The following is a 24538-nucleotide window of genomic DNA, read 5'->3' on the forward strand; positions in this document are numbered from 1 at the left end:
GAGAGACTATGAACGTGACGGAGTCTTTTACGTGACACTGTCTGAATCGATTGATCCTTCGCGCGTCGCGACGCCTGCCGTACCCTCGGACCGGCCTGCGACGTCGGTCGCAACTGCCAGCGAACGCACGTCGTTCGAGACGGGGCGCCTGGCCGCGATCGCCCGCGGCGAACGGGTCGCCTCGGCCATCCATCCCTCCGTGGCCGCGCAGGATCCCGTCCTGCAGATCGATGACTTCTGCCTGTGGTACGGCGCGAAGCAGGCGCTGTTCAACATCTCGCTCCCCATCCCGCGCGGTAAAGTCACGGCCCTGATCGGCCCCTCGGGCTGCGGTAAGTCGACGCTCCTGCGCAGCGTGAACCGGCTGAACGACCTGATCGAGACCGTGCGTATCCAAGGCCAGATGCGCTTGAACGGCGACTCGACCTACGGTCCCGGCGTCGATGTGATCGAGCTGCGTAAGCGCATGGGCATGGTGTTCCAGAAATCGAACCCCTTCCCCATGAGCATCTACGAAAACGTGGTTTACTCGTTGCGGATCGACGGCGAGCGCGATCGCCGCGTGCTCGACGAAGTTTGCGAGCGCAGCCTGCAAGGGGCCGCCCTGTGGGACGAGGTCAAGGACCGGCTGCACGAAAGCGGCCTGAGCCTGTCGGGCGGCCAGCAGCAGCGTCTGTGCATCGCCCGGGCCATCGCCGCCGAGCCCGAAGTGCTGCTGATGGACGAACCCTGTTCGGCCTTGGACCCGATCGCCACGGGCAAGATCGAAGACTTGATTCAGGAGCTGCGCGGCACGTACTCGGTGCTGATCGTCACGCACAACATGCAGCAGGCGTCGCGCAGCAGTGATTACACCGCCTTCATGTACATGGGCCGAGTGCTGGAGTACGGGTTGACGAGCGACCTTTACACCAAGCCGCAATTAAAAGAGACTGAGGACTATATTACCGGCCGCTTCGGATAGTCCCTTTTTGTCTCGCAATGTCCAAGCACCTGCAGCATCAGATCGAGGCCCTCAAGCAGAAGATTTTGCTCGTGGGAACGCTGGTCGAAGACGCGATCGCCAAGGCGATTTCCGCCCTGGTGAATCGCAATGGGGACCTGGCCCGCGCCATCATCGAACGCGACGACGAGATCGACCGCATGGAGGTCGACGTCGAAGAAGAGTGCTTGAAGGTGCTGGCCCTCTACCAGCCCGTTGCGGCCGACCTGCGGTTCGTCGTGGCGGTGTTGAAGATCAACAATGATCTGGAGCGGATGGGGGACCTGGCGCGCAACATCGCCAAGCGGGTTGCCTACCTGGCCGCGCACGAGCGGGTGGAATTACCGGCCGAGTTCCGCGGCATGGCCGCCCAGGCCCAATCGATGGTTCGCCGCAGCCTGGACGCGCTGGTGAATCGCGACACGTTGATCGCGCGGCAAATCCGCGACGACGACGACGAAGTCGATGCCGTACAGCGAATCATTCGCGATCGCATTCAGAGTCAGATGCGGCAATCGCCCGACAAGCTCGACCTGTATATGCGGCTGTTGTCGGTGTCGCGCCATTTGGAGCGCTTGGCGGACATGGCCACCAACGTCGCCGAAGACGTGATCTACATGGTCGAAGGAGACATCGTTCGCCATCGCAACGGCGAATAGCCGCATCGTCTACGGTGCCCCGCGCTCGTCCCCTCTCCCTCCGGGAGAGGGTTAGGGTGAGGGGCGATTCAAAGTCGTAGCCGAATCGCCGATCCCCTCACTCCGGCCCTCTCCCAAAGGGAGAGGGAGTTCATCGCCTACGCCCGTCGCGATTTGTCCGCCACCTGGCCGCGGCGTAGACTACCTGCAAGCCGGCTGTGGGCAGGCGGTTCGCTGCGGCGTTCCTTCGTAACAGGTCGATTCCTTTCTCCTGGCCGCGCGAAATTGTCCGACGCGTGGGTGGTCTGGCTCATTTCCACCAAACGTCATTTGCTTCAAGCGAGGAGCATTTCCATGAATCGCACGATATTCCTCTTTCTGCTTTGCTTGAGCGTGGCCACGATCGGCCGGGCGGCCGAGGGGAATAACTGGCCGCAGCTGCGCGGCGCCAAATCGCTCGGCTTACCGGAGAGCGAGTCGGCGAACCTGCCCGACACCTGGAGCACGACCGAGAGCGTGTTGTGGAAGACCGATCTCGCCGGCCGCGGCTGGTCGTCGCCCGTGGTGTGGGGCGACAAGGTGTTTCTCAGCACCGTGGTGAACCTGGGCGAATCCGAAGCTCCGAAAAAAGGACTTTATTTCGGCGGCGATCGACCGAAGCCGTCCGAGGCCGTGCATCAGTGGAAGGTTTATTGCCTCGACCTGAAGTCGGGCACGGTTCTGTGGGATCGCACGGTACACGAAGGGCCGCCGCAAAGCTCGATCCATTTGAAAAACAGCTACGCCTCGGAGACGCCCGTCACCGACGGCCGCCACGTCTACGTCTACTTTGGCAACGTCGGGCTGTATTGCCTCGATCTGGAGGGCAAAGAAGTCTGGAGCCAGAAGTGGGCGCCGCACAAGACGCGCTTGGGTTGGGGCACCGCCGCGTCGCCGGTGCTGTACAAAGACCGCTTATACGTCGTCAACGACAACGAAGAGGAGTCGTATCTGGTATGCCTCGACGCGGCGACGGGCGAACAGATCTGGCGCGTCGAGCGCGATGAAAAGAGTAACTGGGCCACGCCCTTTATCTGGGAAAACGAACTGCGCACCGAAATCATTACGCCGGGCACCGGCAAGGTCCGCTCCTACGATCTCGACGGCAATCTGCTTTACGAATTTGGTGGTATGTCCAGCATCACGATCGCCGTCCCCTACGCCAAAGACGGTCTGCTGTACGTCAGCTCGGGCTACGTGATGGACAAGAAAAAGCCCCTCATGGCGCTCAAGCCGGGCGCGGTCGGCGATATCAGCCTGGCCGACGATCAAACGAGCAACGAGTACATCGTCTGGTGCCAGAAGGACGGCGCGCCCTACAATCCTACGTCGATCATCTACAAAGGGCTGCTCTACGTCCTCTACGATCGCGGGTTCTTGTCGTGCTACGACGCGCGCACCGGAGAGATGGTCTACGACAAACAGCGCCTGCCCGAGGGCAAGGCTTTCACGTCGTCCCCCTGGGCATATAACGACGAAATCTTCTGCTTGAACGAAGACGGCAAGACCTTCGTCATCAAGGCCGGCCGTGAATTCGAAATCGTCCGCACCAACGACCTGGCCGAAGACGATATGAGCATGGCCACGCCGGCCATCGTCGGCGACAAAGTCTTGTTGCGAACCGCAGCGCGGCTGTATTGCCTGCAAAAGGGAGCGAAGCCCGCCGCACGGGCAAGCGAGAAATAGCGCGTGGTAGGGTGCCCTGCGGGCACCAAAGCCGTGACTTTTTCGGCAATTAACTTTTTCGGTGCCACGGTTGGCTCGCCCGCCAGCGCCGCGTTGCCACGCCGCGGTCCGTGGTGCCCACAGGGCATTCTACGGCTAAGCACGCCAACCGCGGCACACCTTACGGCTGGGTCGGCAGCGCCAACAATCGCTTCGCCTCTTCCAGCAGGAACTTCAAGTCCATAAAGGGCTCGGGCCCCACGTCCTGCCAGCGCGTCAGGCCGGCGCCGTCGACGAAGAACGTGCCGTGCAGTGGTGTTTTTTCGAAATCATCGAACGCCCGGTACTGGCGAAACGTGGCAAGCGCCGGATCGACGACGATCGGGAATTTCGGTGCTCCTTCGGTGGCCGCGCGCTTGGTAAGCGCCGCGTTCAATTGCTCGGACGTCTCGCTGCTGATCGCCACCAGCGAAATGCCGGCGGCCGCGAACTCGTCGACCATCGGCTCAAGCGCCTTCAGCTGTTCGACGCAATGCAGGCAGCCGAAGCCCAGGTAGAACACCACCACCACGGGCTTGCCCGCATAATCGCGCAGCGAAACGGTCTTGCCCTCGGCATTGGGAAGCGACCAGCTCTCGGCAGCGGCCGGGTGCCAGTGCAGCGGACCCAGCGAATCGAGCGGCGGACGCGTACCAAAATCGGCCGCCGTCGTGACCGGCACGCGCCAATCGGCCGCGAGCCCCAGCTCCTGCGCAACCGGCGCCAGCCGCTGAAACGGCGGCACGTCAAGATCGAACCGGGCGCTCAGGGCGCGCAGCTTCTCGAACTCTGCTTTAGCTTCGGTCGTCTTGCCGGCGCGCCACAGGATATCGACGTAGTGGGCCAGCGGCAGCGCTTCGCCGGGCCCTTTCTCCGCGGCTTCCTTGGCCAATTGCTCGGCCTTGGCACAATCGCCCGTCGCCAATGCGAGCTGGGCCTCGAACGCCTTGTCGAGGTCGTCGGCCTTAGCCAACTGGGCTTTGGCTTCGTCGAACTTTCCTGCCGCGAGCGCCACGCGCCCTTGCAGCTCGGCGATCGCTTTCTCGATCGGCTTGGCGTCGCCCGCCTTGCCCTTGATCGCTTCTTCCTTGGCCTTGGCGATTTCAGCGTCGCTCTTCTTCTCGTCGCGCGCTTTCTTTTCGGCTTCCTCGCCCGCCGTTTGCTGCGCGGCTTTCGCCTTGGCGAGCATTTCCTCGAGCGCGGATAGCTGCGCCGCGGCCGTATCCCCCTTGGCCAGGTGCGCGACGCCCAGAGCGCGCAGCCGTTTGACTTGTTCGGCCGGAATGTCGGTCGGTTCGAGATACGGCGAATCGGCCAAACCCAGCATCTCGTCCCACAATTCGTAACGCGACAGCACGTCGAACAGACGGGCCCGTCCGAATTGCGAGCTGCTGCTCTTTGTCAACACGTTATAGGTCGGATGGCGCGGCAGCTCGATCATGTTTTTCGCGAGCGCCAGCGCCTCGTGCACGCGGCCGACGTGCAACATGTCGCGGATCAGCCATTCGTTGTTGTGGGCATAGTTGTGAATCTGGTCAGGCAGGATGCGATCGCGAATCATGTGGGCATGATCCGCGCGGGCCGAGGCCTCTTGCTGCCAGGCGGCGTCGCCGTAGCGGTGCAAACCCGAATAAATGTGCCCGGGCATGTGCCACATGTGCGCGATCGTTGGCGCCGCGGTGCCGCAGCGCGCCGCGGATTCAATCGCGCGGGACGGCTTCTCCTTGTCCCACAGGTGAATGCGGTAATGGTGTGCCGGATGGTACGGCTCGGCGGCGAAGACTTCGGACAAAAGCGAGTCGACGGCCTGATGGCTGTTGATCGGCAGCCCCTTGCTGCTGTTGAGCCAGATCTGCAGCGCCAGAAATGCCTTCGCCTCGAGCTCGTCGGGGTAATCCTGCACGATCTGCTCGAGCGCCCGTACTAGTTCGCGGTGACGAGCCTTTTCGTCTTTATCTCCGCCCTTATTCTCCTTGCCGGAATCTTTGCCGTCCTTGTCGCTCGCCTTGTAGAACGCGGCCAGGCTGTCGATCCACAGCGCCTCGCGAGGGCTGGCTTGCGTCTTGCGCTGGACGGCCTTTGCGATGAACTGCCTGGCCCGCTTTTCGTTGTTAATGTTCGCCATTGCCATGCCCCAATAGGCCATGGCGCACTGCGGATCGAGGGCCGCCACCTGGCGGAAGGTCCGCTCGGCTTCGAAGTACCAGAAGCCGTGCAATTGGCCGACGCCCTGGTCGAACAGCTCCTGCGCGCCTGACACCGTCGTGGTAATCGGCAGATGTACTTTGCCGGTTCCCGTCATCAAGTACGCCGCCTGTCGCGGCCCTTCGTCAAAAACTTCACCATGGCTGGAGTGGCCGGGCAGTGGCTCTTTCGGATCGGTGTCCTTCTTTGTTTTCGCAGCGGCGCCGAAAAAAGCCCCAACTGATTTGGTCGACTCGGCGGTGCCCGCGTTATCCGGCGAGCGCTCCGCCTTGCTCTGGTCTGTCGCGGGTGTAGCCGCAGCGTTGGCGGCCGGCGTGGCAGCGTCCTCGGCGCGGGCCAAAAACACTGCGGACGTCGTCGATAGCGCCACGGCAGCTGCAACGAAGATTCTCTTCGCGCTCGCGCGACTGGCGTCACAAATGTCTACGAACACGTCCGTACAGAGATGGCACCAGAATCGCACGGGAACACCCTCCACGAGGCAGGCAAAATGGCGTGAAACTGCATGATCCCCCCGCGCGCAGCGACGGTCAAGCAAATGCGGTTTCCGACCTTGGCCGAAGTGTCCCCTCTCCCTTCGGGAGAGGGTTAGGGTGAGGGCTGCAAGGTCGTAGCCGGTCGCCGATCCCCCTCACCCCGGCCCTTTCCCGAAGGGAGAGGGCGTTCGCGGCGCGCGGGTGAAAGCCCGCACACACTACTGACCCACCTGCCCTGAGCCGCTATCGCTTTGAGATTCACCCATCCTCCGGCTAAACTGCTGGGTATTCCGTCCCGCCTGATTCCTCGCCAGCGAACGCCACGATGCCCGCCACCTCTCTTCCTGCCGCCTGGACCCGCCGCGAGATTCTTCGTGCCGGCGGTCTGTCGATCATGGCCGGCATGGGAATCAAGGGTGCTCGGGCGGCCACGTCGGCGCAGACAAGCTCGGGTGATCCAGAACGACATTGCATCTTCTTGCTTTTGCAAGGTGGCCTGAGCCATATCGATCTATTCGATCCTAAGCCACAAGCCAGCGAACAAATTCGCGGCCCTTTCGGCGCGATCGAAACCAGCGTGCCGGGCGTGCGGCTGGGCGAAATGCTACCGCAAACCTCCAAACTCATGCAGCACGTGGCGCTCATCCGCTCGATGGAGCATGAGTTCAACAACCACATCGCCGGCACGTACGTCACGCTCACCGGATCGAACGATCAGCGCAACGAAGATCGCGAAGCCCGCGGCGAAGATTTTCCCGGTCCCGGCGCCGTGCTGAACTGGTTGCAGCACTCGCCCGCCGCGGTGCCGGTGAGCGTCTCGCTACCGAACTGGCTGAGCATACCGGGCCCGTCGAACCGCATGCCCGGTCAGTACGGCGGATTCCTCGGCAACCTGACCGATCCGTTCTTGATCTCGGGCGACCCGAGCAAGCCGGATTTCAAGCCGCTCAACTTGGCGCTGCCTGAGTTTGTGCCGCTCGATCGCATGCAGTCGCGCTGGCAACTGCGGCAACAGATCGACACGGCGACGCGCCACCTGGAAAATCAACTGACGCAGTCGCACGACCGGTTGCGGCAAAGCGCCTATGACCTGTTGATCGATCCGGGCTTTCGTGATGCACTGGACCTCTCGCGCGAGCCGGACGCCGTGCGCGATCGCTACGGTCGGACGTCGCTGGGGCAGTCGCTGTTGCTCGCCCGGCGGCTGATCGAGTCGGGCGTGCGGCTCGTGTCGTACAACGCCTTCAACCAGGCGTGGGATACGCACGGTCATATTCAAAACACCTACAAGCATCGCGTCCCGCCCCTCGATCAGGCCTATTCGGCCTTGATCGAGGACCTGCTGGCCCGCGGCATGCTCGACCGCACGATGGTCATTCAAACCGGCGAATTCGGCCGCACGCCCGTGATCAACAAGGAGGCCGGTCGCGATCACTGGCCGAGCGCCTATTCGTGCCTCGTGGCCGGCGGCGGCATCCGTGGCGGCATCGTGCATGGGGCGAGCGACGCCAAGGGGGCCTACGTCGCCAGTCAGCCGGTCGCGCCGGCTGATCTACTGGCCACGATGTGGACGCACCTGGGCATCGCCCCTGCCACTGAATTGCGCGATCGATTCGATCGGCCGATCGTGCTGAGCAAAGGCCGCGTGCTCCGCGAGCTGCTGTAGGCCACGCGATGCTTTTCGCATCGAGTGCGTCTCACCGGCGCATTCACGCGTCAATAAAGCTCGCGTTCGCCGCCACGGGATCCCGCGTTTGCCGCGTTCGATTGGCCGGCACACTCTCATCCTCGTAGCCGAACGAGATGCCGCACAAGATCCGCAGATCGTCGGGGATCGACAATTCGCGGCGGATCAGCGTTGGATAGGTGCTCAGGCTGGCTTGCGCGCAACTGGCCACGCCGCGAGACCAGAGCGCCAAGAGGAGTGTTTGCACGTACGCTCCCACGTCGAGCGCTACGCGCACGCCGAACTTCTTCTGCATGCAGATGATGGCCACGTGCGGAGCGTCGAAGAGTTCGAAGTTGCGCAGCGCGGCCCGCATGCGCCCTTCGAAGTCGTCGCGGGCGACCCCCATCTCGCGATACATCGTCACGGCGCAATCGACTTGCAGGCGCCGATACGAGCCCTCGAACACGTCCAGCGCGTCCTCGGCATCAGGCAGCTGGCCGGACATAGCGGCTTCGCACAGGGCGGTCCGCAGCCGATCGCGCGCCGGCCCGCTGGCGATAAATACGCGCCACGGCTGCACATTGCAATTCGACGGGGCGCGCTGCGCTAACTCAAGCGCTTCGTTGATGATCTCGCGCGGTATCGGTCGATCAGCAAAGAAGCCCCGCACGCTCCGCCGCTCGCGAATGATCTGATCGAGATTGGGCATGGAAGAGTAAGTGCTGAGCGAGGAGTGATAAGTGCTGAACGATGGACCCCTAGCTCATCACTCAGCACTTCGCGATCATCGTTTATAGTTTGTACCTTTCCTGCAGCACGCAAGCGCTCAAAACGTGCGTCAGCAAGTAACTCGCGCCGCTACGTTTCTGGTCGTCCAGGGTCGGCATCCGGTCGAGCACGCCCAGCACGGCCGCCGGTTCGTAAAACGGCTGCGACTGTAGCGCCGGGCCACGCAGCGTGTCTTGCATCAATTGGCTCAAGCGGCCGGTCTGTTCCAGGCCGGAGGGCGGGGCGAGGAACGGATGCTTCTGACGCTGGTAGACCGTGCTGGTGATGTACGGCTTGGCCGCCTCGCGAAGCACGTACTTTTCGGTCATGCCGCGGATCTTCATCGAGACGGGCAGGTCACGCACCAGTTCGACCACTTTGTGATCGAGAAAGGGCACGCGTCCTTCGATCGAATGGGCCATCTCCATGCGGTCGCCCAGCATGTTCAAAAGATAATTGGCCAGCATCGTCTTGGTCCACAGATACAGCGACTGATTGACCGGCTCGCGGCCGCTGAGCTGCCCTTCGACATCAAAGCGATTCAAAAAGACGCGGAACGGGTCGCGCTCGGCGAACTCGGCCAGGAACTCGGGGCGCAGCAGGCGCCGGTACCGCACGGCGTTCGATGATCGGACTTCCAGCCACGACGGCACGAAGCCCAGCGTGCGGCGCACGCTGTCCATCGGCAGCGGTTCGCCGCTGGGCAGGAGCACGCCGCGCGAGACTTCGTTGTTTTCGGCCAGCTCGGCCAGCAGCCGCTGGACCTCGCCCGGATCCTGGCCGGCCGAATTGTAAAGGAGCATGTCGCGGCGGAAGTGGGCATAGCCGCCGAGGATCTCGTCCGAGCCCTCGCCGGTGAGCACGACCTTGAAGCCATGATCGCGCACCATCTGGCTGAGCAAGAACTTAGCCACGCCGTGCGGATTGGCGGTCAAGGTCTCGCTGTGCCAGATCGCGTCCGAGAAGTTGTCCGCCAATTGGGTTTGCTTGATCGGCAGCGGATGGAAATTGGCGTGCGCGTGCTCGGCCATTTCCTTGGCAACGAATTCCTCGTTGTACGAATCGACGTCGAAGCACAGCGTAAAGGCCTCGATCGGGTCCGTGCGGTGCGCGGCGGCGATGCCCAGAAGCGAGCAGCTATCGAGCCCGCCGCTGAGGTAGCAACCCACCGGCACGTCGGCCCGCAGGCGGATGCGCACCGCTTCGTTGAGCACGCTGCGCATCTCTTCGACGTACTCGGCGTCGCTGCGCGCCGGGCGGGACTCGTCCGCGCGCGGGTAGTCGAAGTCCCAATAGCGCACGATCTGCGTGTGCTGCTGCGTGGCCAACAGGTAACAGCCGGGCGGCACCTGCCGGACGCCATCGAACAACGACCGGTCCTGGTCGAAATAAACGTGCGAGATCTGGAAGAACGACTCATGATCCCAGCGGGCTGGCACGCCGGCGGCAAACAGCGCCTTGGCTTCCGAGGCGAAGTACAGCGTGTCGCCGACCTGTGCGTAGTAGAGTGGCTTGACGCCAAATCGATCGCGCACGGCCATCAAGGTGCCGTTGGCCTCGTCCCACAGGACGATCGCGAATTCCCCACGCAGCTCCTGCAAGGCCTTGGTGCCGTAATCCTCGTAGAGGTGCAGCGCGATCTCGCTGTCGGAATGCGTGCGCAGCTTGTGACCGCGGCCGACCAGTTCGCGCTGGATGCGCTCGTAGTCGTAAAACTCGCCGTTGACGACGATGTGCAGCCGCTCGTCTTCATTGGCGATCGGCTGATCGCCGCCGGCCAGGTCGATAATGCTCAAGCGCGCGTGCCCCAGCGCGACCCGGCCATGCGGGGCGACCCAGTGCCGCTGGCCGTCGGGCCCGCGATGGTGCAGGGTCTGGACGCCGCGTTTGAGAGCGTCGACCGAGACAGGGCCGCTGCGCGAGAACATGGCCACGATACCACACATTATCCGCCTGACCTTTCCAGAAGTCCTCGAATTATTCCGCTTCGCGCCTCGTTACGAAAGCCTGTCCGCGCGTCGCCGGCTTATTCTATACGGGCCGCCCGCCGGACGTCGCGAGGCGTCAGGAACAACGCGCATAAGAGCGTGGCTCCGCCGGTCACGACGTAGACCGTCCCCATCATGGCAATCGCGGCGCCGAGCGTCATCCATTCCTTGTCGACCGCGAGACCAACGAGCACCGGGCCGCCGGCCCCGGCCATCCAGCCGACGAAATTCGCCACGCCCACGATCGTTCCACGTCGAGCCGGAGGGATTACGTCGTAAATCGCGGCCCAGATGTTCGAATCGTATACTCCCTTGCAGAACCCGAAGATGATCATCGCCCAGTTCAAGGCGTCGGCGTTATTTGTGACGCCGCAGTAATAAACGGCCGGGGCGCCGATGAGCAAGCCAGCGGCCTGCGTCGCCACACGCCCTCCGACGGCGAACCGCCGCCAGAAGTCGGCCAGAAATCCTCCGGAGACTGCCCCGCACATGCTGGCAACCTGTATATAAATCGTGCCGGTGATCCCGGCGCGGGTAACGGACATTCCGAATTCTTCGTGCAAATACGTAGGCATCCAGGTAAGCACGCCCCAGGCCACGAAGTTCGCGCTCGGGAAAACGATCAACAGCACGATCGCCGTGGGGGTCGTCAGCAAGTAACGGAGAAAGTCGCCAATCGGCACGGGCCGTGGTTGGACCTTCGGCAGATCCGTCTCTTCCTCGGCGAGTTCCGCCGCGTGACGCACGGGCTCGCGAATAAAAGCCGTGAGGACAAAGCCCAACAGCACGCCGGCGACACCAAGGAATATGAAGGGCGTCTGCCAGCCGTAACTCTCACCCATCCAGGCGCCGATCGCGCCACCGCCAATAATGCCGGCGTAAACGCCGGTCTGGTGAAAGGCCATGGCGCGCGAGCGCGTCTTCTTGCCGTGGTAGTCGCTGACCAGCGACATCGTGGCGGGAAAGTAAAACGTTTCGCCCAGCCCTTCCGACGCGCGTACAAAGAGGAACTGCCAGTACCGGCTGCACAGAGCTGTGAAGCCGGTGATGGCGCTCCACACATACAGGCCCGAGAGGATGACGAGTTTGCGGCTGACGCGGTCGCCGACCTGGCCGGCGAAGGGGGCCGAGACGGCGTACACGATCATGAACGACGACTTGATCCAGCCCAACTCGGTCTTCGAGAAGTTGAACTGTTCCTTCAACAGCGGGAACGTGACCGAAATAACTTCGCGATCGGCGTAGTTGAAGAAGCAGATGAACCACAGCATGCCCACGACCCACCACTTGTACGAGCCGCCGCCGGTGGCCGCTTTGGCCGGCGTTTTTTCAGTCGTGGGTTGCTGCACGGAGGGGGTGCCTTTCCTGGCATTCGGGGAGGGAAAAACGAGCCCCAATGGTAAGGTACGGTTGCGCCGAAATCCAATGGACGCGTCCTCAGGGCGCGTCGCCCCGTCCTTTTTCGGTAGCCGGCCTCTGCGAGGCCGGTGCGTAAACCGCAGGGTGCGCTGTGCGCACCACGAAGCGGTTTTCGGATCATGGTGCCCACTGGGCACCCACCCCCATGCCGACGATCACGAACGTCGCCGGATGCGGCACGAACGCGGGCGCCACGTGATGCAATGCCATGCCGAGCGAGCCTCCTGCGCAACCGCCGATGACCATCGACGAATTTCCTTTTTGTAGACCAATCGGTCGGTGGCGTCGAGTGTAGTTGGCGATGGCGCGCGTGCCGCGCAGCGTGACTCGGGCCGTGTGAACTTCGCGCCGCCAATCTTGCAGGCTTTAATGAGCTATGGTTTCTCGGCCAGCTTACGAGTGCGCCGCGCGCCGGCGATTTGCTCAACAAATGATGTGACGTGTGAATTCAACCACCCAGCAAACGGCCGCGCCGCACCGTCACTCGCACGCGGGGCACGCGCATGATCATCGTGACGCGGGCACGCGGCGCTTGGCCGCCACGCTGGCTCTGGTGCTCGTGTATATGGTGGCCGAAATCGTCGGCGGCTGGCTGAGTAACTCGCTGGCGCTCTTGGCCGACGCGGGGCATATGTTTTCCGATGCCGCCGCGCTCGCCTTGAGCCTGTTTGCGGCGTGGATTGCCCGGCGGCCTCCCACGGCGCAGCATTCCTATGGTTATTATCGCGCCGAGATTCTGGCGGCGCTCGCCAACGGGGCGCTGTTGGGCGCGATTTCGCTGGTGGTCATTTTCGAAGCCTGGCACCGTTTGTGGCAGCCGGCCGAGGTGCGCGGACCGCTGATGATGGCCGTGGCCTTCGGCGGGTTGGTGGTGAACTTGATCGGCCTAGGATTACTGAATGCCCACCGCGATTCCAACATCAACGTGCGCGGCGCTTGGCTGCACGTCTTGGCCGATCTGCTGGGAAGTGTGGCTGCGCTTGGCGGTGGTTTGCTGATCTGGCTGCGCGGCTGGTCCTGGGCCGACCCTGTGGCGTCGGTCGTGATCTCGCTGTTGATCATCTACTCGTCGTGGGGCCTCTTGAAAGAAGCTATCGCCATTCTCATGGAAGGGACGCCCGGCCACGTCGATCTGGACGAAGTCCGCACTTGCATCGCCGGCATTACGGGCATTCAGGACGTACACGATCTGCACGTGTGGACCATTACCAGCGGCATGGAAGCGCTGTCGGGGCACGTCGTGGTGGCCGATTGCGGCGCTGCACCCCGACTGCTGGCCGAATTGCGCAAGTGCCTGCACGACCGCTTCGGCATCGATCACATGACGATCCAGGTCGAGCCGCCCGACTTCGACGAGTGCCGCACGCGCTGCTAAAGTGTGGCGATCTGTAGCCGCGGATTGCGACCCCGGAAGGAGTCACCGATCGCGGTGATTTTGAACTGGCACGTCTTCCTTCTCCGAAATCGGAAGCTCACGCATGAAATTGTTCGATCTGAGCGGGCGCGTCGCATTGGTCACGGGGGGCAACGGCGGTATTGGGCTGGGCATGGCCAAGGGCCTGGCCGCGGCGGGGGCGAAAATCGTTATTGCCGCACGCGACGCTTCCAAAAGTGAAACGGCCGTCGCCGAACTCATCGCGTCTGGGGCTCAGGCAGCGGCCGTCGCAGTCGACGTGGCGGACGAAGCGTCGTGTCACGCCATGGTGCGCGCCGCGGTCGAGCATTTCGGACGGCTCGATATCCTGGTAAACAACGCCGGCATCAATATTCGCAAGCTGCCCGAGGACTATACGCTCGCCGAATGGAACCAGGTGATGACGATCAACCTCACCGGCGCGTTCACTTGCTCGCAGGCGGCCTATCCCGAGATGTGCCGCGCCGGCGGCGGCAAGATCATCAACATCGGCTCGATGACGTCGATCTTCGGCATCCCCTTCGCGCCGGCCTACACGGCCAGCAAAGGGGCCATCGTGCAGTTGAGCAAGTCGCTCGGTATCGCTTGGGCCAAGGACAACATTCAGGTCAATGCGGTGCTGCCCGGCTGGATCGATACCGATCTCACGCGGCGCGGCCGGCAGCAGATCACGGGCTTGCACGAGCGGGTGCTGGCGCGAACGCCCGCCGGACGGTGGGGCGATCCGGCCGATTTCGCCGGCATCGCAGTGTTTCTCGGCGGGCCGGCGTCGGATTTCATCACCGGCGCCGCCATCACGGTCGACGGCGGCTACTCCGTCAATGGTTAAGCGGCGGGCCGTCATTGTTTGCATTGCGTTTCGCGCTCATCTTCGCCGTAGCGAATAGCACGCGCCCATCAAGGCGCACAAACCAGCCAAGACGAACGTCGACGGCTCGGGCAGCGTGATGTTATCGCTGACCGCGAAGCCCCAATGATTGTCCTCGCGCGAGACGACGGTCATTTTGCCATCGGTGATGTGTACGACCAGGAAATTTCCATCCTTGGCGGCGCTGCCGTCAAACACGTTGTAGCCGTCCCACTGGTAGGCGAGCGTGGTGTGCAGGTGACCGTGGAAGATGCCCAGGATGTTGTGTCCGGCAATCGTATCGGCGAAAGCCTGCCGCTCGGCGTCGGTCCACCAGCCGAGCGAGAACGAATCGAAGCCAAAGTGCTGCATGATGATGATCGGCGTGTTGGACGTGGTGTAGTGCGCCAGATCGTCCTGCAAGAATTGCAGACTATAGCCCGACCGATCGTTCATGCCGGGATAGATGTTCAGATTGATGAAGTGGATTCCCTGCCAGTCCCAGGAATAATTGAGCCCATTGGCTGACAGATCCGTGATGCCCGGCCGCACCAGGTTGCGCTCGCGGATCATGTCGAGCGTGTAGCTGTGGGTGGTATTGTCGACGTCGTGATTCCCGTAACCTTCGTAGACGGGGTACTTGATGCGCCCGCTGCCGTCGACGGCGTAATCCTCGTTGAAGCCGTCGGCGTCGATGCCGGGAACATGAAAGCCGTACGCGTTGGGCCGTTCCGGCGTATCGGTCAGATCGCCGGCCACAAGTACCCCGGAAGGGGTCGCAACCGTGCCGCCGATCGAGGCGGGATAGGCCGTGCCCGGCAGGTTGTTCATGGCATCGATCGTGGCCTTGTTCCCCTGCTCGTTGTTGACCCACAGATCGAGCCCGTAGTGCGTGTCCGCCGTGAAGAAGAACGTCAGGTCCGTGGCCTGCGCCACTTGGGAAGGGACGACGATCACAAGAGAAAAGAGCAGGCCGAGGACCACGGCCGGAAAAGTGCGATGTGAGGCTGCACGAATCAAGCGGCAGGAGAGCCCGCCTTCGAGGAGCGGGGCGGGCGTACGGTTTATCGTCATTAGGCAGTTTCCGGCTTTGGGTGATCAGCGATACAAAGGAGCGACCAAACATCGAGGCGAAACCAGCGGTCGCCCGTCCAGGCGAATCCGGCTAAGGCCAGCGCACCGTGGATGCAAAAACGTGCGCCGGCAAAGCGCCAGACTCTCGGCGGGCGAGGGTCATGGGAACGACGCTAGCGCGCTTGTCTGGAGAACAAGCGCAGGTCGTCGAGAGAGATTCAGAGAATCGCGATCACTAGCGGGCCCCAGGCTGTGATGAGGAGCCGATTATGTAATCGGGCCAAGGGCGTGTCAACGATTGCGGCGTCTGTTATGCCAGGCGTCCGCGAAGCAAATTCCTGGCTGCCCTACTGCCTTCTGCCTGCCGCCCTCTACTCTTCACCGCCGGCGTTGGCCACGGCGGCCGGGCGGCGGACGGAGAGCGTGATCGGGCGCGAGGCTTGAATGCCAGCGGCGTTGGCCACCGCGTGAATGCGACGGCTGGTGTCGGGCACCCACTTGGCCGCGGTCAGAAAGATCTGTCGCTCGGTCTCGCCGGCGCGAATCAAAACGCCGTTGAGCCCGATGTTGTCGACGATCACGCCGTGCGGCAAATTGTCGACGTCGAAGGTGGCCAACTCGTCGAAACCGTTGCGTTCGACTTTCAGAAGCGCCGTGATTGTCGTGCCCGGCGCGATCGTCAGTTCGGCCGGCTCCAGATGCACGATCAGCTTGGGCTTTGCGGCCGGGGCGAGCTTGGGCGCGGCGAGGGACTTTTCGACCCAGGCCCCATCGATCTTGGCCTTGGCCGTGATCTTGACGCCGGCCAGGGCTTCGTCCGTCGGCTTGGCGGCGTCGGGTGTGGCGTTGACCACGGCGCGTGCCTCGTTGTGGCCGGCTTGAATCACGGTCGGCGTCGACAGGCTGAAGCCGGCCGGCAGCCCCGTGGCCTCGATCAGAATCTCGCCGTCGAACCCATCGCTGCGGTCGGCCACGAACGTCAGTCGCTGTCCACTTCCTGCCGGGACGGTGATATCGCGCTCGTTCGTGCGGACGGCGAAATCGGGACGCGGCTGTCGCACGACCAGGCGGTAGGCGAACATCTCGTCCCCCAGTCCGCGCACGTCGCTGACACGCGCCAGGTATGTGCCGTCGGCCGGTGCAGTGAACGCCAGGCGCGAATCGCGCCCCAGCTTGCGATCGCCGTCGTCGTCGTTCTCGTAGTTGATCTGAAACACCGGCAAGCCGGTCGACACCAACTTCGCGCCGATCGGATGCGGCACGACCGTGTAAATGCTCTCGTCGAGCGGGTGCGCGCGGGCGCTAGTGTCGAAATAACCGCGCCGCTTGCCAGCCGAGGTATACATCTGAATTTCGGAATCGGGTCCCTGCGGCATGCGGAAGACCTTGCAGACTTCGCCTTGCAGGTAGATGTACTCGTTGAGCTCCATCTCCTCCCAGCTCTTAACGCGCATGCCGGGGGCAATGGAATCGATCGGGCGAAATTCCAGGTACGAATCGCGCACCGCCTGCAACAGCAAGCGCGGCACCGGTTGACCCTGCACGTCGAGCACTTCCAGCTTTGCGTCGAGCGGACTTTTGCGGCGGGCGGCTTCGACCTCGACGAGCCACGTCTGACCTTTGCGCGCTTCGAAGCGATACAGATCGACGTCGGCCGCGCCTGTGTCGCTCGCAACTCCGATGCGCCCACCTGCCGCGCCCGGTACCGCCAGCGACGTGGCCTGCTCGGGCCGGTCGTTGGGTTCGTTCTCGACCGTCTCGGCCAGGTCGGAGACCAAGACCTTCAGCCCGCCGCGGCTGCGGAACTGATTCGCGTCGAGCATCACCTCCTGTTCACCGGGCTTCTCGGCCGCGATCTTCACGCTTGCGTTGGCCGGCAAGTTGTAGCCGACCAGGTGTACGTCGCGCTCAGCTCCGGTGGCTACGCTCAACGGGAAGGCAGCCGTGACGTACGGAATCTCGCCGAGCGCCACCCGATAAAAGTGTTTGTCCGAGCCGGCCAGCGCCAGATCGCGCACGCGCACTGCGTAGCGCCCGTCGGCCGGAATCCTGTAGGCCAGGAACGGGTCGGCATCGTCGTTGAAATCATTGCTCGAGGCCACCACGCGTCCGGCCGGATCGACGATCGACAACAGGCCATTAAGTTTCGAACCCAGGCGTTTGGCTTCGAGGTCGACGACAATCGTCTGCCCGGCCCGAGCGTCGAAGGTCACGTGATCGACGTCTCCCATCGCGGCGAGATTTCCCCAGACACAGGTGGGGAGCGAGACAGGCGCGATCGTGGCCACCGCCGCATTCGGCTCGACTTCAACACGCTGCGGCAGGTTATCGACCTCGATCGGCAATTGTCCGCTGTCGCCGCCGCTGGTCGTGACGGACAGTTGATATTTGCCGCGCGGCGTGTCGGCGGCCGGCACGATGTCGACCAACAATTCGTCACTGCGCGACAGCTCGGCATCGGTTGGAACGATCGTGGCCGTGAACTGGCCGCGATCGAGCTTCACCGCACGCGCTTCCAACAGATTTTTGCCGACGATCTTAACGCGGGTTGCAGTGCCACGCTCGACCCCGCGCGGCTCGAGCGTGGTAATCTCGGGTTTCGGCAGCGGCACGCGCTCGCCCGTGGTCACGTCGTAGTAGGCTACGCTGCCATCCAAACGGCCGGCCAAGAGTGTCTTGTTGTCGGCCGCGATGGCCAGGGCGCCAGCCCAGTCGGGCTGCGCCTCGAACTCTCGTTTCTCCAGGTATTGCGTGGCATCCCACAATTTCAGCGTGCGATCTTCGGCAGCGCTCGCGAGCCACCGGCCGTCGGGCGAAAACGCCAGCTTGACGATCGCACCCTCGTGAGCGAAACGGGTATGAACGAGCGGGTTCGTACCCTCTTTCGCCGAATCGCTGATCTGCCACACGCGAATGCGGTTGTCGACTCCGCCGGCCACGACATACTTGCCATCCGGCGAAAACGCCACGGTGTACAGTTCTTTGAGCGGCTGCCCGAACGTGTCGAGCCGCTCGCCGGTCGATACTTCCCATAGTTTCACCGACCGATCGGCGCTGGCACTGGCGAGCAAGCGGCCATTGGGACTGAAGGCAAGATCGAAAACGGCGCCGTTGTGCCCGACGATCGTGCGCACCAGCTCGCCACTGGCGGCGTCCCAAAGTTTGATCTGCTGGTCGTAGCTGCCGGTGGCGATCACCTTGCCATCAGGGCTGAGCGTGGCGGCGTAAAGGCTGTCGCGATGGCCGACGATCTTCAGCAACACAGCGCCATCGGCGACATTCCAAATGATGGCCTCGCCGAAGACTCCGGCCTCGCCGGCGGCGGTGAGCAGGCGGGCGCCGTCCTTGGAGAACTCGACGTCGGTCACGTTGCCGCGGTGGCCGGTCAGCTTGCGAACGCCGGCGCGGCTTTCGACCCCGATCAAGCGAACGTCCGCGTAGCCGGCCAAGGCCGCCAGCTTGCCGTCGGGCGAGATCGCCACGGCATTGATCTGTTGGCGCGGTGTGCCGTGTACCTTGACCTTGGGGGTTACCAGTAGCGTCGGGTCCGGCGCGGCGCCGCTGGGCCCCTTGGCCCCGGCGTCGATCCACGCCTTCACGAGTGCGATCTCATCCTTCGTCGGCCCTTCGTTTCCTTCCGGAGGCATGACCGGCTTCGCGCGTCCGTCGAGCATCAAGAGCAGCCGGCTGGAATCACTCTTGCCGGGCACGATGGCCGCGCCCCCTTGGCCGCCCTTTAGAAGGCTCTCGTGCGTTTCCAGCACCAGGCCGTGTTCGGCGTCGTCACCGTTGTGGCAACCGAGACAGTACTTCTTGAACAGCGGCGCGATGTGGGCATGGAAGTCCGGCTCGCCTGCCTGTTGTGGCTGACCGTTTTGAGCCGCGGCGGGCTGAGCGGCCGGCGCGTCGTCCGCGCGCGAAGCACGGGCCGCGGCGAACACCGCGAGCGCGACGATCAGTCCGCGAACGAGTTTTCCAGTATTCGAGTGCATGCGTCGGTGATCGGTGTGATTGCCAATCACGCTAGTGATTGAACAGAAACTCGGTGCTGCTCAGCACGCTCCAGTACATGTCCTCGACCGCTTGCCGCTTATCGGCGGCGCTAGTCGCGGCTAGCTCGGGCAGGATCTTCGCCTTTTCGGCCTCGGTGGGATAGCGCGACAGGGCCGCCAGGTACAAACCTTCGAGCAGCTTGTCATCCGAGGTATTCTCGGCCAGCAAGCGCGACATCGCATTCGCCGGCGATTGCAACTTGTCGTTCAGTGAATTGCCATTGGCGATGTGCAGCACCTGCACCACGCTCGGCTCCGCCGTCCGCTCACACTCACAGGTAACGGCTCGCTCCGGGCGGCCAAAAGCCTTGAGAAAGTACGACGCCACGTTCGAATCCGGTAGCTGCATGGCCCGCCAACCGGCCGGATAGCCGGCGAACTCCGTGGCCGCGCCCGTGACCTGCGACATCGCGTCCAGCAGCACTTCGGCCATCAAGCGCCGCGGGTAGTAGTGAGAGTAGAAACGATCGTCGCCGGCGTTCTCGGCCGAGGGGCGACTGGCGCGCTGGTACGTGTTCGATTGCAAAATCGTTCGCATGAGCGCTTTCAGGTCATAGCGGTTGTCGACGAGATACTTGGCCGTTGCGGCGAGCAGTTGCTCGTTGCTCGCCGGATTCGTCAGCCGCATGTCATCGACTTTCTCCACCAGGCCGACGCCGAAGAAGTTGGCCCACACCCGATTGGTGATCGACCGGCTGAAATACGGGTTCTCGGGCGCGACGAGCCAATCGGCCAGGGCCAGGCGGCGATCTTCCGTCGAGGCGTTCTCGAGCGATTGCCCGTCCAACGGAGCGGGCCGCTGCGGCTTGCCCGTCAGCGGTTGAATCAACTCGCCTGACGCGTCGGGATAGACGATCAGGTTCCCCTCGCCGGGCATGGTCTTGGTACGTACCCGGGCGAACAAATTGGCAAAGGCGAAATACTGGCTATTGGTCCACTTCTCAAGCGGGTGATTGTGGCAGCGGGCACAGTTGATCGACATGCCCAGGAAGGTGACGGTTGTTGTTTCGGCCAGGTCCAACGGATCGCCGTGCAGGACGTAGTAGTTCGTGGCTCCGTTTTCCAGCGTGCCGCCCTTGGCTGTCACGATCTGCCGCGCGAACTCGTCCCACGGCGTGTTGGCTTCGACCTGGTTGCGAATCCAGGTGTAGTAAGACCACAAAGCGGGAGTTCGCAGCTTCTCGCTGTTGACCAATAGCAGGTCCGACCACTTATAGGCCCAGTAGTCGACAAACTCGGGCCGCGCGAGCAACGATTCGATCAGCTTGTCACGCTTGTCGGCCGACGTGTCGGCCAAGAAGGCGCGCGCTTCCTCGATCGTGGGGAGCACGCCAATCGTGTCGAGAAACGCGCGGCGCAAGAACTCGGCGTCCGCCGCTGGCGGTGAGGGAGGAATATTCAGGCTGGCCAGCTTGGCGAGTGCCAGCTCGTCGATGAAGTTCCGCCGTGGCGCCGACGCAAATACGTCGGCCGCGACCGGCTTTTCGTAAGGCGCGCTGACCGCGGCCACGGCCACGCGGCTGGCGTACCAGGCGGTGAGCACGCCTTCGCCGTGTCCCATCACGGTCACCAGACCCGCATCGTCGATCTGCACCACCGATTCGTTGGCCGACGAGAATTTCACCCATCGCGTGACATCCTCTTGATGCCCGTCGGTGAAATAGGCGCGGACGAGAAACTGTTGCTTGTCGGCGGGCTTGAGCACGACGCCGCGCGGGAGAATCTCCAGCCGGTCGACGCGCGCGTCGGAAGGCTGCGGCGGCGCCGCGCCCGAGGCGATCCACTCGGCAATGACGCGATACTCGAGCGAGTCGGGCGAGAAGCGCAAGCCCCCTTTATGCGGCACCGCGCCCGACGGCTTGGTCAGCAGCAGGCTGCGTCCCGGATCCGTGGGAACCATCCGCCGGCCGCGCGCCTGGCGCGTGAGCGTGCTGAAATCTCCCTCGGGGTCGTAGCCGCGCAGCGACAGCTTGAAGCCGTTCTTGCCGGCCAGGGCGCCGTGACAGGCGCCCGAGTTACAACCGGTCTTGGAGAAGACCGATTCGACGTGATTGCGAAAGCTCCATGCAAAGGGTTTGTCCATGTCGGCGACCACGACGTGCGCCGCCGCGGTCGCGCCACCGACCGTGGCCGTGATCGTGGCTTCGCCATTGGCCACGGGACGCAACAGGCCATCCTCGATCGAGACGACCTTTGGGTTGCTCGATGTCAGTTGCGCGCCTGCGGCAACCTGGCCGAAGAATTGTCCGTTGTCGGTCCGCTCGACGACGATTTGCTGACGCGCTTCCGGTCCACCAAGCGCAATCTCGGCGGGCAAAATGGCGATCGCGTCGGCCGCGCGAACGACTTGTGTGCCGGCGAGCAGAGACGCCAGCCCCACAGCCAGCAGCACTAACCTCGCGCGGATGCGCGGCCATAGAGTTTTCTTCACCGTTGCCGCCATTTAGAAGAGCTCTTTGATCTCGTGCTTGCCAAAGTCAACCAGCGGGAACGGTCGCCCCTGCGGACCGGGTAGTTTGGTTTCCAGGTCGAGCCCGAGGCTGCGATAGATCGTCGCCACGACCTCGGCCGGCTCGACGGGGCGTTCGGCCGGCACGCCGCCGATCGCGTCGCTGCGTCCGACGACGCGCCCTCCTTGGACTCCGCCGCCGGCAAAGTGGCTGGTCCAGCATTGCGGCCAGTGATCGCGTCCGCCGGCGGGATTCACGCGCGGCGTGCGGCCGAATTCCTGCAGATTGCACACCATCGTGTTCCCGAGCAGCCCACGCTCTGAGAGATCCTCGAGCAGCGTGCTGTACGCCTGATCGTACATCGGGCAGACGATGTCGCGCATGCCCTCGATCGACGTGAACGGTTTCGAGCCGTGAATGTCCCACGTGATCTCGTCGAACACGGTGAGAAACGTGTTCACCGTGACGAAGCGGACGCCGGCCTCGATCAGGCGGCGCGCGAGCAAGCAGCATTGCCCGAAACGCGTCATGCCGTAACGCTCGCGCATCGCTTGCGGTTCTTTCGATAGATCGAACGCATCGCGGGCCTGGGCGCTCGTCATCAGGCGGAAGGCCGCTTCGAAGTTACTGTCGAGCAACTGTTCGCTGCCCGAGGCCTCGAACTTGCTCACCGTCTCGTCGACGGCCTCGCGCATACGGCGGCGACGGTCGAGCCGCGCCTGGCCGATCGCGGCCGGCGGTAGCAGGTCGGGAACCTGAAAGTTCGGCTTCGACGGATCGGCCATCAGCGCGAACGGGTCGTGCGCTTTACCCAGGAACCCGGCGTCCTGGCCGTGCGGCAGGTTCCCGCCGGTGCGCCCCATCGGCTCGGGCAGGATGACGTGGGCGGGCAAATCCGACTTGCGGCCGCGCAGGTAGGCCAAGGCGCAACCGGCGTGCGGCGTGTTGATGCCGCCGGTAAACAGCCGGCCCGTTTGCAGCATCTGATGCCCGGTGTCGTGTACCGCGGCGGCCGTGTGAAAGCAACTTCGCACGAGCGAGTACTTGTCGGCGTGCTTCGCCATGCGCGGGAAGATTTCCGAGATTTCGATCCCGTCGGCGTTCGTCTTGATCGGCTTAAAGGGGCCGCGGATTTCGGCCGGAGCCTCGGGCTTCATGTCCCAGCAGTCGATCTGGCTGGGCGCGCCGAGGTTGAAGATCATGATCACCGACCGCTCGTCGTGCCCGTCGGCGACCCGACCTTGAGCCTTAGCGGCCATGAGTTCCGGGAGGGCCAGGCCGACGGCCGAGAGCGTTCCGGCCTGCAAGAATTCGCGGCGCGAGACTCCGTCGCAGGTGTGTGCCACTGCTTTACCGACGAGGTCGAGCATTGCAGTTTTCCCTCGGGATTGGTGGGGCGGCGGCGACAAAAAGAACCGGCCAAGGGCCGCGCTAGGCGAGACTTGGATCGTAGCATGCGCGCAATCGGCCGGCAACCATTTCGATATCGCCGCAAGTGCCGCCGCCATAAGCGGATCGCAGGCGCAAGGCCCGTCGAAACCAGGGTTCCCAGCGGCCGCGTGATTTGTCCGGACGGCCGGTTTGAAGGCCGACCCGAGGCTTAGGATCTGCCTCGTGCGCTTCGAATCGCCGGCAGTACCGCTAAACCACCGAGAAGGGCCAACGCCATCGTGCCGGGCTCGGGAACTCTCGTCGTCGCCACGATCTGCCCCGAGAATACCGCGTTCACCGTTTGGATACCCATATCCAGCGGCACGGTCACCTGGATGGGGATCGTGATCGTATTGCCCGCGATGGTGCCAAGACCGGCCGAGGCGAGTTGTCCGTCGCTGCCAGCGATCGAGGTCGAGCCCAGGGCAAATGGCAAGCCGGTCTGGAAGTTCTGCGTTGGCGGGTTGTAGTCGCCGACGCCGGTATTCAGGTTGAAATCGAGATTCCCTGCGGTGTTCGTGTAAGTCAACCCTGTCGTGTCGAAGGAGCCGGCCGAGATCGTGGCCGAGCCGGTCAGGCTTGCCAGGGCCGAGTCGATGGCCGCGTATCCGGCCAGCGCCGCCGTATTCAGATCGAGCGGGTCGCCGGGATTGGTGGGAAAAATGACCGTCAGCCCGTAGTTGGCTGTTTGCGTACTGCCGATGTTGGGACTCGCGGGAGGAAGATCAGGGAGTGGGCTGGTCGTGCCGGCGACCGCGTTGCCGCCGGTCGCGTTCGGGTAAATGCCCGCCTGCGAACCGAAACCAATCGAGCTGGAATTGAAGGTGACACTACCGCCCCCCGTGGTCGCATCCAGCGTCCCACTCAACGGCTCTGTGTCACTGCCGGCAAACTGCGCAAGCGACGCCGGCATTCCACTGGTTGGGTCAACGAAGGACAAGCTCAGATGGCTCTGAGAAGAATCGATGGTGTACGTCGCTCCGTGGGCCATTTGACTTGCGAGTGCAACCGCCAAGACGCCGCCAATAGCTCGAATCATGATGCTTCTCTGCTTGCTCATGTGTTCAGGAGAATTTCGACCGCAGGTACGCCGAAGCCAAATACCGATCAGTCACTTTCGATCGGGTAGCGCCAACCGCGAGGGAAAATCACGGCCGGAGTCTGCTCGAATGGTGCTAATAAGAACCCAAAACAAAAGCCGGACAGGCTCAGCTTTTGAATAGGCTCTTTGTCGTGCTCACTAGCACCGCGGACTCGGAAAAGATGGCCGGGCAAATGCCCGAGGCCCTCCACATGTTGCAAAACGATTACAGTTAACGCAATAGTTTTGCCAGAATTCAAGGGCCTCTCGGCCCAGTGCGAAGCGCGTGCCAGAGCGGCGA

The 24538-nt window shown here is 63.3% G+C and carries 15 protein-coding genes; 6 read left to right on the plus strand and 9 right to left on the minus strand.

Annotated elements, in window-relative coordinates; translation table 11 throughout:
• Positions 1-31: 31 nt before the first annotated feature.
• The 3 genes from pstB (at position 32) to VHD36_21710 (ending at position 3345) form a co-directional block, all read left to right on the plus strand.
• Positions 32-964, plus strand: coding sequence for a phosphate ABC transporter ATP-binding protein PstB (pstB, locus tag VHD36_21700; GenBank protein ID HVU89961.1), 933 nt, complete (start codon positions 32-34; stop codon positions 962-964).
• A gap of 17 nt (positions 965-981) precedes the next feature.
• On the plus strand, positions 982-1641 hold the full coding sequence (gene phoU, locus VHD36_21705) for a phosphate signaling complex protein PhoU (protein ID HVU89962.1): 660 nt from the start codon (positions 982-984) through the stop codon (positions 1639-1641).
• A 333-nt stretch (positions 1642-1974) separates the two neighbouring features.
• Positions 1975-3345: a PQQ-binding-like beta-propeller repeat protein gene (locus tag VHD36_21710; GenBank protein ID HVU89963.1), complete on the plus strand. Its 1371-nt coding sequence runs from the start codon at positions 1975-1977 to the stop codon at positions 3343-3345.
• Positions 3346-3505: 160 nt separating this feature from the next.
• Here the strand turns inward: VHD36_21710 and VHD36_21715 are convergent, their stop codons facing one another.
• Positions 3506-6031, minus strand: coding sequence for a redoxin domain-containing protein (locus VHD36_21715; protein HVU89964.1), 2526 nt, complete (start codon positions 6029-6031; stop codon positions 3506-3508).
• Between the two features lie 338 nt (positions 6032-6369).
• Between VHD36_21715 and VHD36_21720 the strand changes: the two genes are divergently transcribed.
• Positions 6370-7710 carry a DUF1501 domain-containing protein gene (locus tag VHD36_21720; protein HVU89965.1) on the plus strand — a complete coding sequence of 447 codons (1341 nt, stop codon included), beginning with the start codon at positions 6370-6372 and terminating at the stop codon, positions 7708-7710.
• A gap of 43 nt (positions 7711-7753) precedes the next feature.
• Here VHD36_21720 and VHD36_21725 read toward each other — a convergent pair whose 3' ends face one another.
• From VHD36_21725 to VHD36_21735, 3 genes are all read right to left on the minus strand, one after another.
• Complete coding sequence (locus tag VHD36_21725; GenBank protein ID HVU89966.1) at positions 7754-8422, minus strand: nitroreductase; 669 nt, start codon at positions 8420-8422, stop codon at positions 7754-7756.
• A gap of 82 nt (positions 8423-8504) precedes the next feature.
• Positions 8505-10427 (minus strand): asparagine synthase (glutamine-hydrolyzing), encoded by a 1923-nt coding sequence (asnB, locus tag VHD36_21730; GenBank protein ID HVU89967.1) that lies wholly within the window; start codon positions 10425-10427, stop codon positions 8505-8507.
• An 80-nt stretch (positions 10428-10507) separates the two neighbouring features.
• Positions 10508-11818 (minus strand): MFS transporter, encoded by a 1311-nt coding sequence (locus VHD36_21735; GenBank protein ID HVU89968.1) that lies wholly within the window; start codon positions 11816-11818, stop codon positions 10508-10510.
• Between the two features lie 512 nt (positions 11819-12330).
• On the opposite strand from VHD36_21735, the gene VHD36_21740 reads away from it, so the two are divergent.
• Both VHD36_21740 and VHD36_21745 read left to right on the plus strand, forming a co-directional pair.
• The gene (locus VHD36_21740; protein HVU89969.1) at positions 12331-13263 is read left to right on the plus strand and encodes a cation diffusion facilitator family transporter; all 933 of its coding nucleotides are present in this window, start codon (positions 12331-12333) and stop codon (positions 13261-13263) included.
• A 103-nt stretch (positions 13264-13366) separates the two neighbouring features.
• Positions 13367-14131: a glucose 1-dehydrogenase gene (locus VHD36_21745; GenBank protein ID HVU89970.1), complete on the plus strand. Its 765-nt coding sequence runs from the start codon at positions 13367-13369 to the stop codon at positions 14129-14131.
• A 36-nt stretch (positions 14132-14167) separates the two neighbouring features.
• Here the strand turns inward: VHD36_21745 and VHD36_21750 are convergent, their stop codons facing one another.
• From VHD36_21750 to VHD36_21770, 5 genes are all read right to left on the minus strand, one after another.
• A complete protein-coding gene (locus VHD36_21750) occupies positions 14168-15223 on the minus strand; it encodes a hypothetical protein (protein HVU89971.1) in 1056 nt (351 codons plus the stop codon).
• Between the two features lie 371 nt (positions 15224-15594).
• The gene (locus tag VHD36_21755; protein ID HVU89972.1) at positions 15595-19215 is read right to left on the minus strand and encodes a c-type cytochrome domain-containing protein; all 3621 of its coding nucleotides are present in this window, start codon (positions 19213-19215) and stop codon (positions 15595-15597) included.
• 31 nt (positions 19216-19246) lie between these two features.
• Positions 19247-21718, minus strand: a complete 2472-nt coding sequence (locus VHD36_21760; GenBank protein ID HVU89973.1) for a DUF1549 and DUF1553 domain-containing protein — start codon at positions 21716-21718, stop codon at positions 19247-19249.
• A complete protein-coding gene (locus VHD36_21765; protein HVU89974.1) occupies positions 21719-23095 on the minus strand; it encodes a DUF1501 domain-containing protein in 1377 nt (458 codons plus the stop codon).
• Positions 23096-23325: 230 nt separating this feature from the next.
• The gene (locus tag VHD36_21770) at positions 23326-24195 is read right to left on the minus strand and encodes a hypothetical protein (GenBank protein ID HVU89975.1); all 870 of its coding nucleotides are present in this window, start codon (positions 24193-24195) and stop codon (positions 23326-23328) included.
• Between the last annotated feature and the right edge of the window lie 343 nt (positions 24196-24538).

This window comes from Pirellulales bacterium (assembly GCA_035546535.1).
Taxonomy (GTDB): domain Bacteria; phylum Planctomycetota; class Planctomycetia; order Pirellulales; family JACPPG01; genus JACPPG01.

Excerpts from the sequence above, each read along its gene's own strand:
- phoU (HVU89962.1), top strand. The coding sequence starts at position 982 with ATGTCCAAGCACCTGCAGCATCAGATCGAGGCCCTCAAGCAGAAGATT.
- VHD36_21710 (HVU89963.1), top strand. The coding sequence starts at position 1,975 with ATGAATCGCACGATATTCCTCTTTCTGCTTTGCTTGAGCGTGGCCACG.
- VHD36_21720 (HVU89965.1), top strand. The coding sequence starts at position 6,370 with ATGCCCGCCACCTCTCTTCCTGCCGCCTGGACCCGCCGCGAGATTCTT.
- VHD36_21725 (HVU89966.1), bottom strand. The coding sequence starts at position 8,422 with ATGCCCAATCTCGATCAGATCATTCGCGAGCGGCGGAGCGTGCGGGGC.
- asnB (HVU89967.1), bottom strand. The coding sequence starts at position 10,427 with ATGTGTGGTATCGTGGCCATGTTCTCGCGCAGCGGCCCTGTCTCGGTC.
- VHD36_21745 (HVU89970.1), top strand. The coding sequence starts at position 13,367 with ATGAAATTGTTCGATCTGAGCGGGCGCGTCGCATTGGTCACGGGGGGC.
- VHD36_21750 (HVU89971.1), bottom strand. The coding sequence starts at position 15,223 with ATGACGATAAACCGTACGCCCGCCCCGCTCCTCGAAGGCGGGCTCTCC.
- VHD36_21755 (HVU89972.1), bottom strand. The coding sequence starts at position 19,215 with ATGCACTCGAATACTGGAAAACTCGTTCGCGGACTGATCGTCGCGCTC.
- VHD36_21760 (HVU89973.1), bottom strand. The coding sequence starts at position 21,718 with ATGGCGGCAACGGTGAAGAAAACTCTATGGCCGCGCATCCGCGCGAGG.
- VHD36_21765 (HVU89974.1), bottom strand. The coding sequence starts at position 23,095 with ATGCTCGACCTCGTCGGTAAAGCAGTGGCACACACCTGCGACGGAGTC.
- VHD36_21770 (HVU89975.1), bottom strand. The coding sequence starts at position 24,195 with ATGATTCGAGCTATTGGCGGCGTCTTGGCGGTTGCACTCGCAAGTCAA.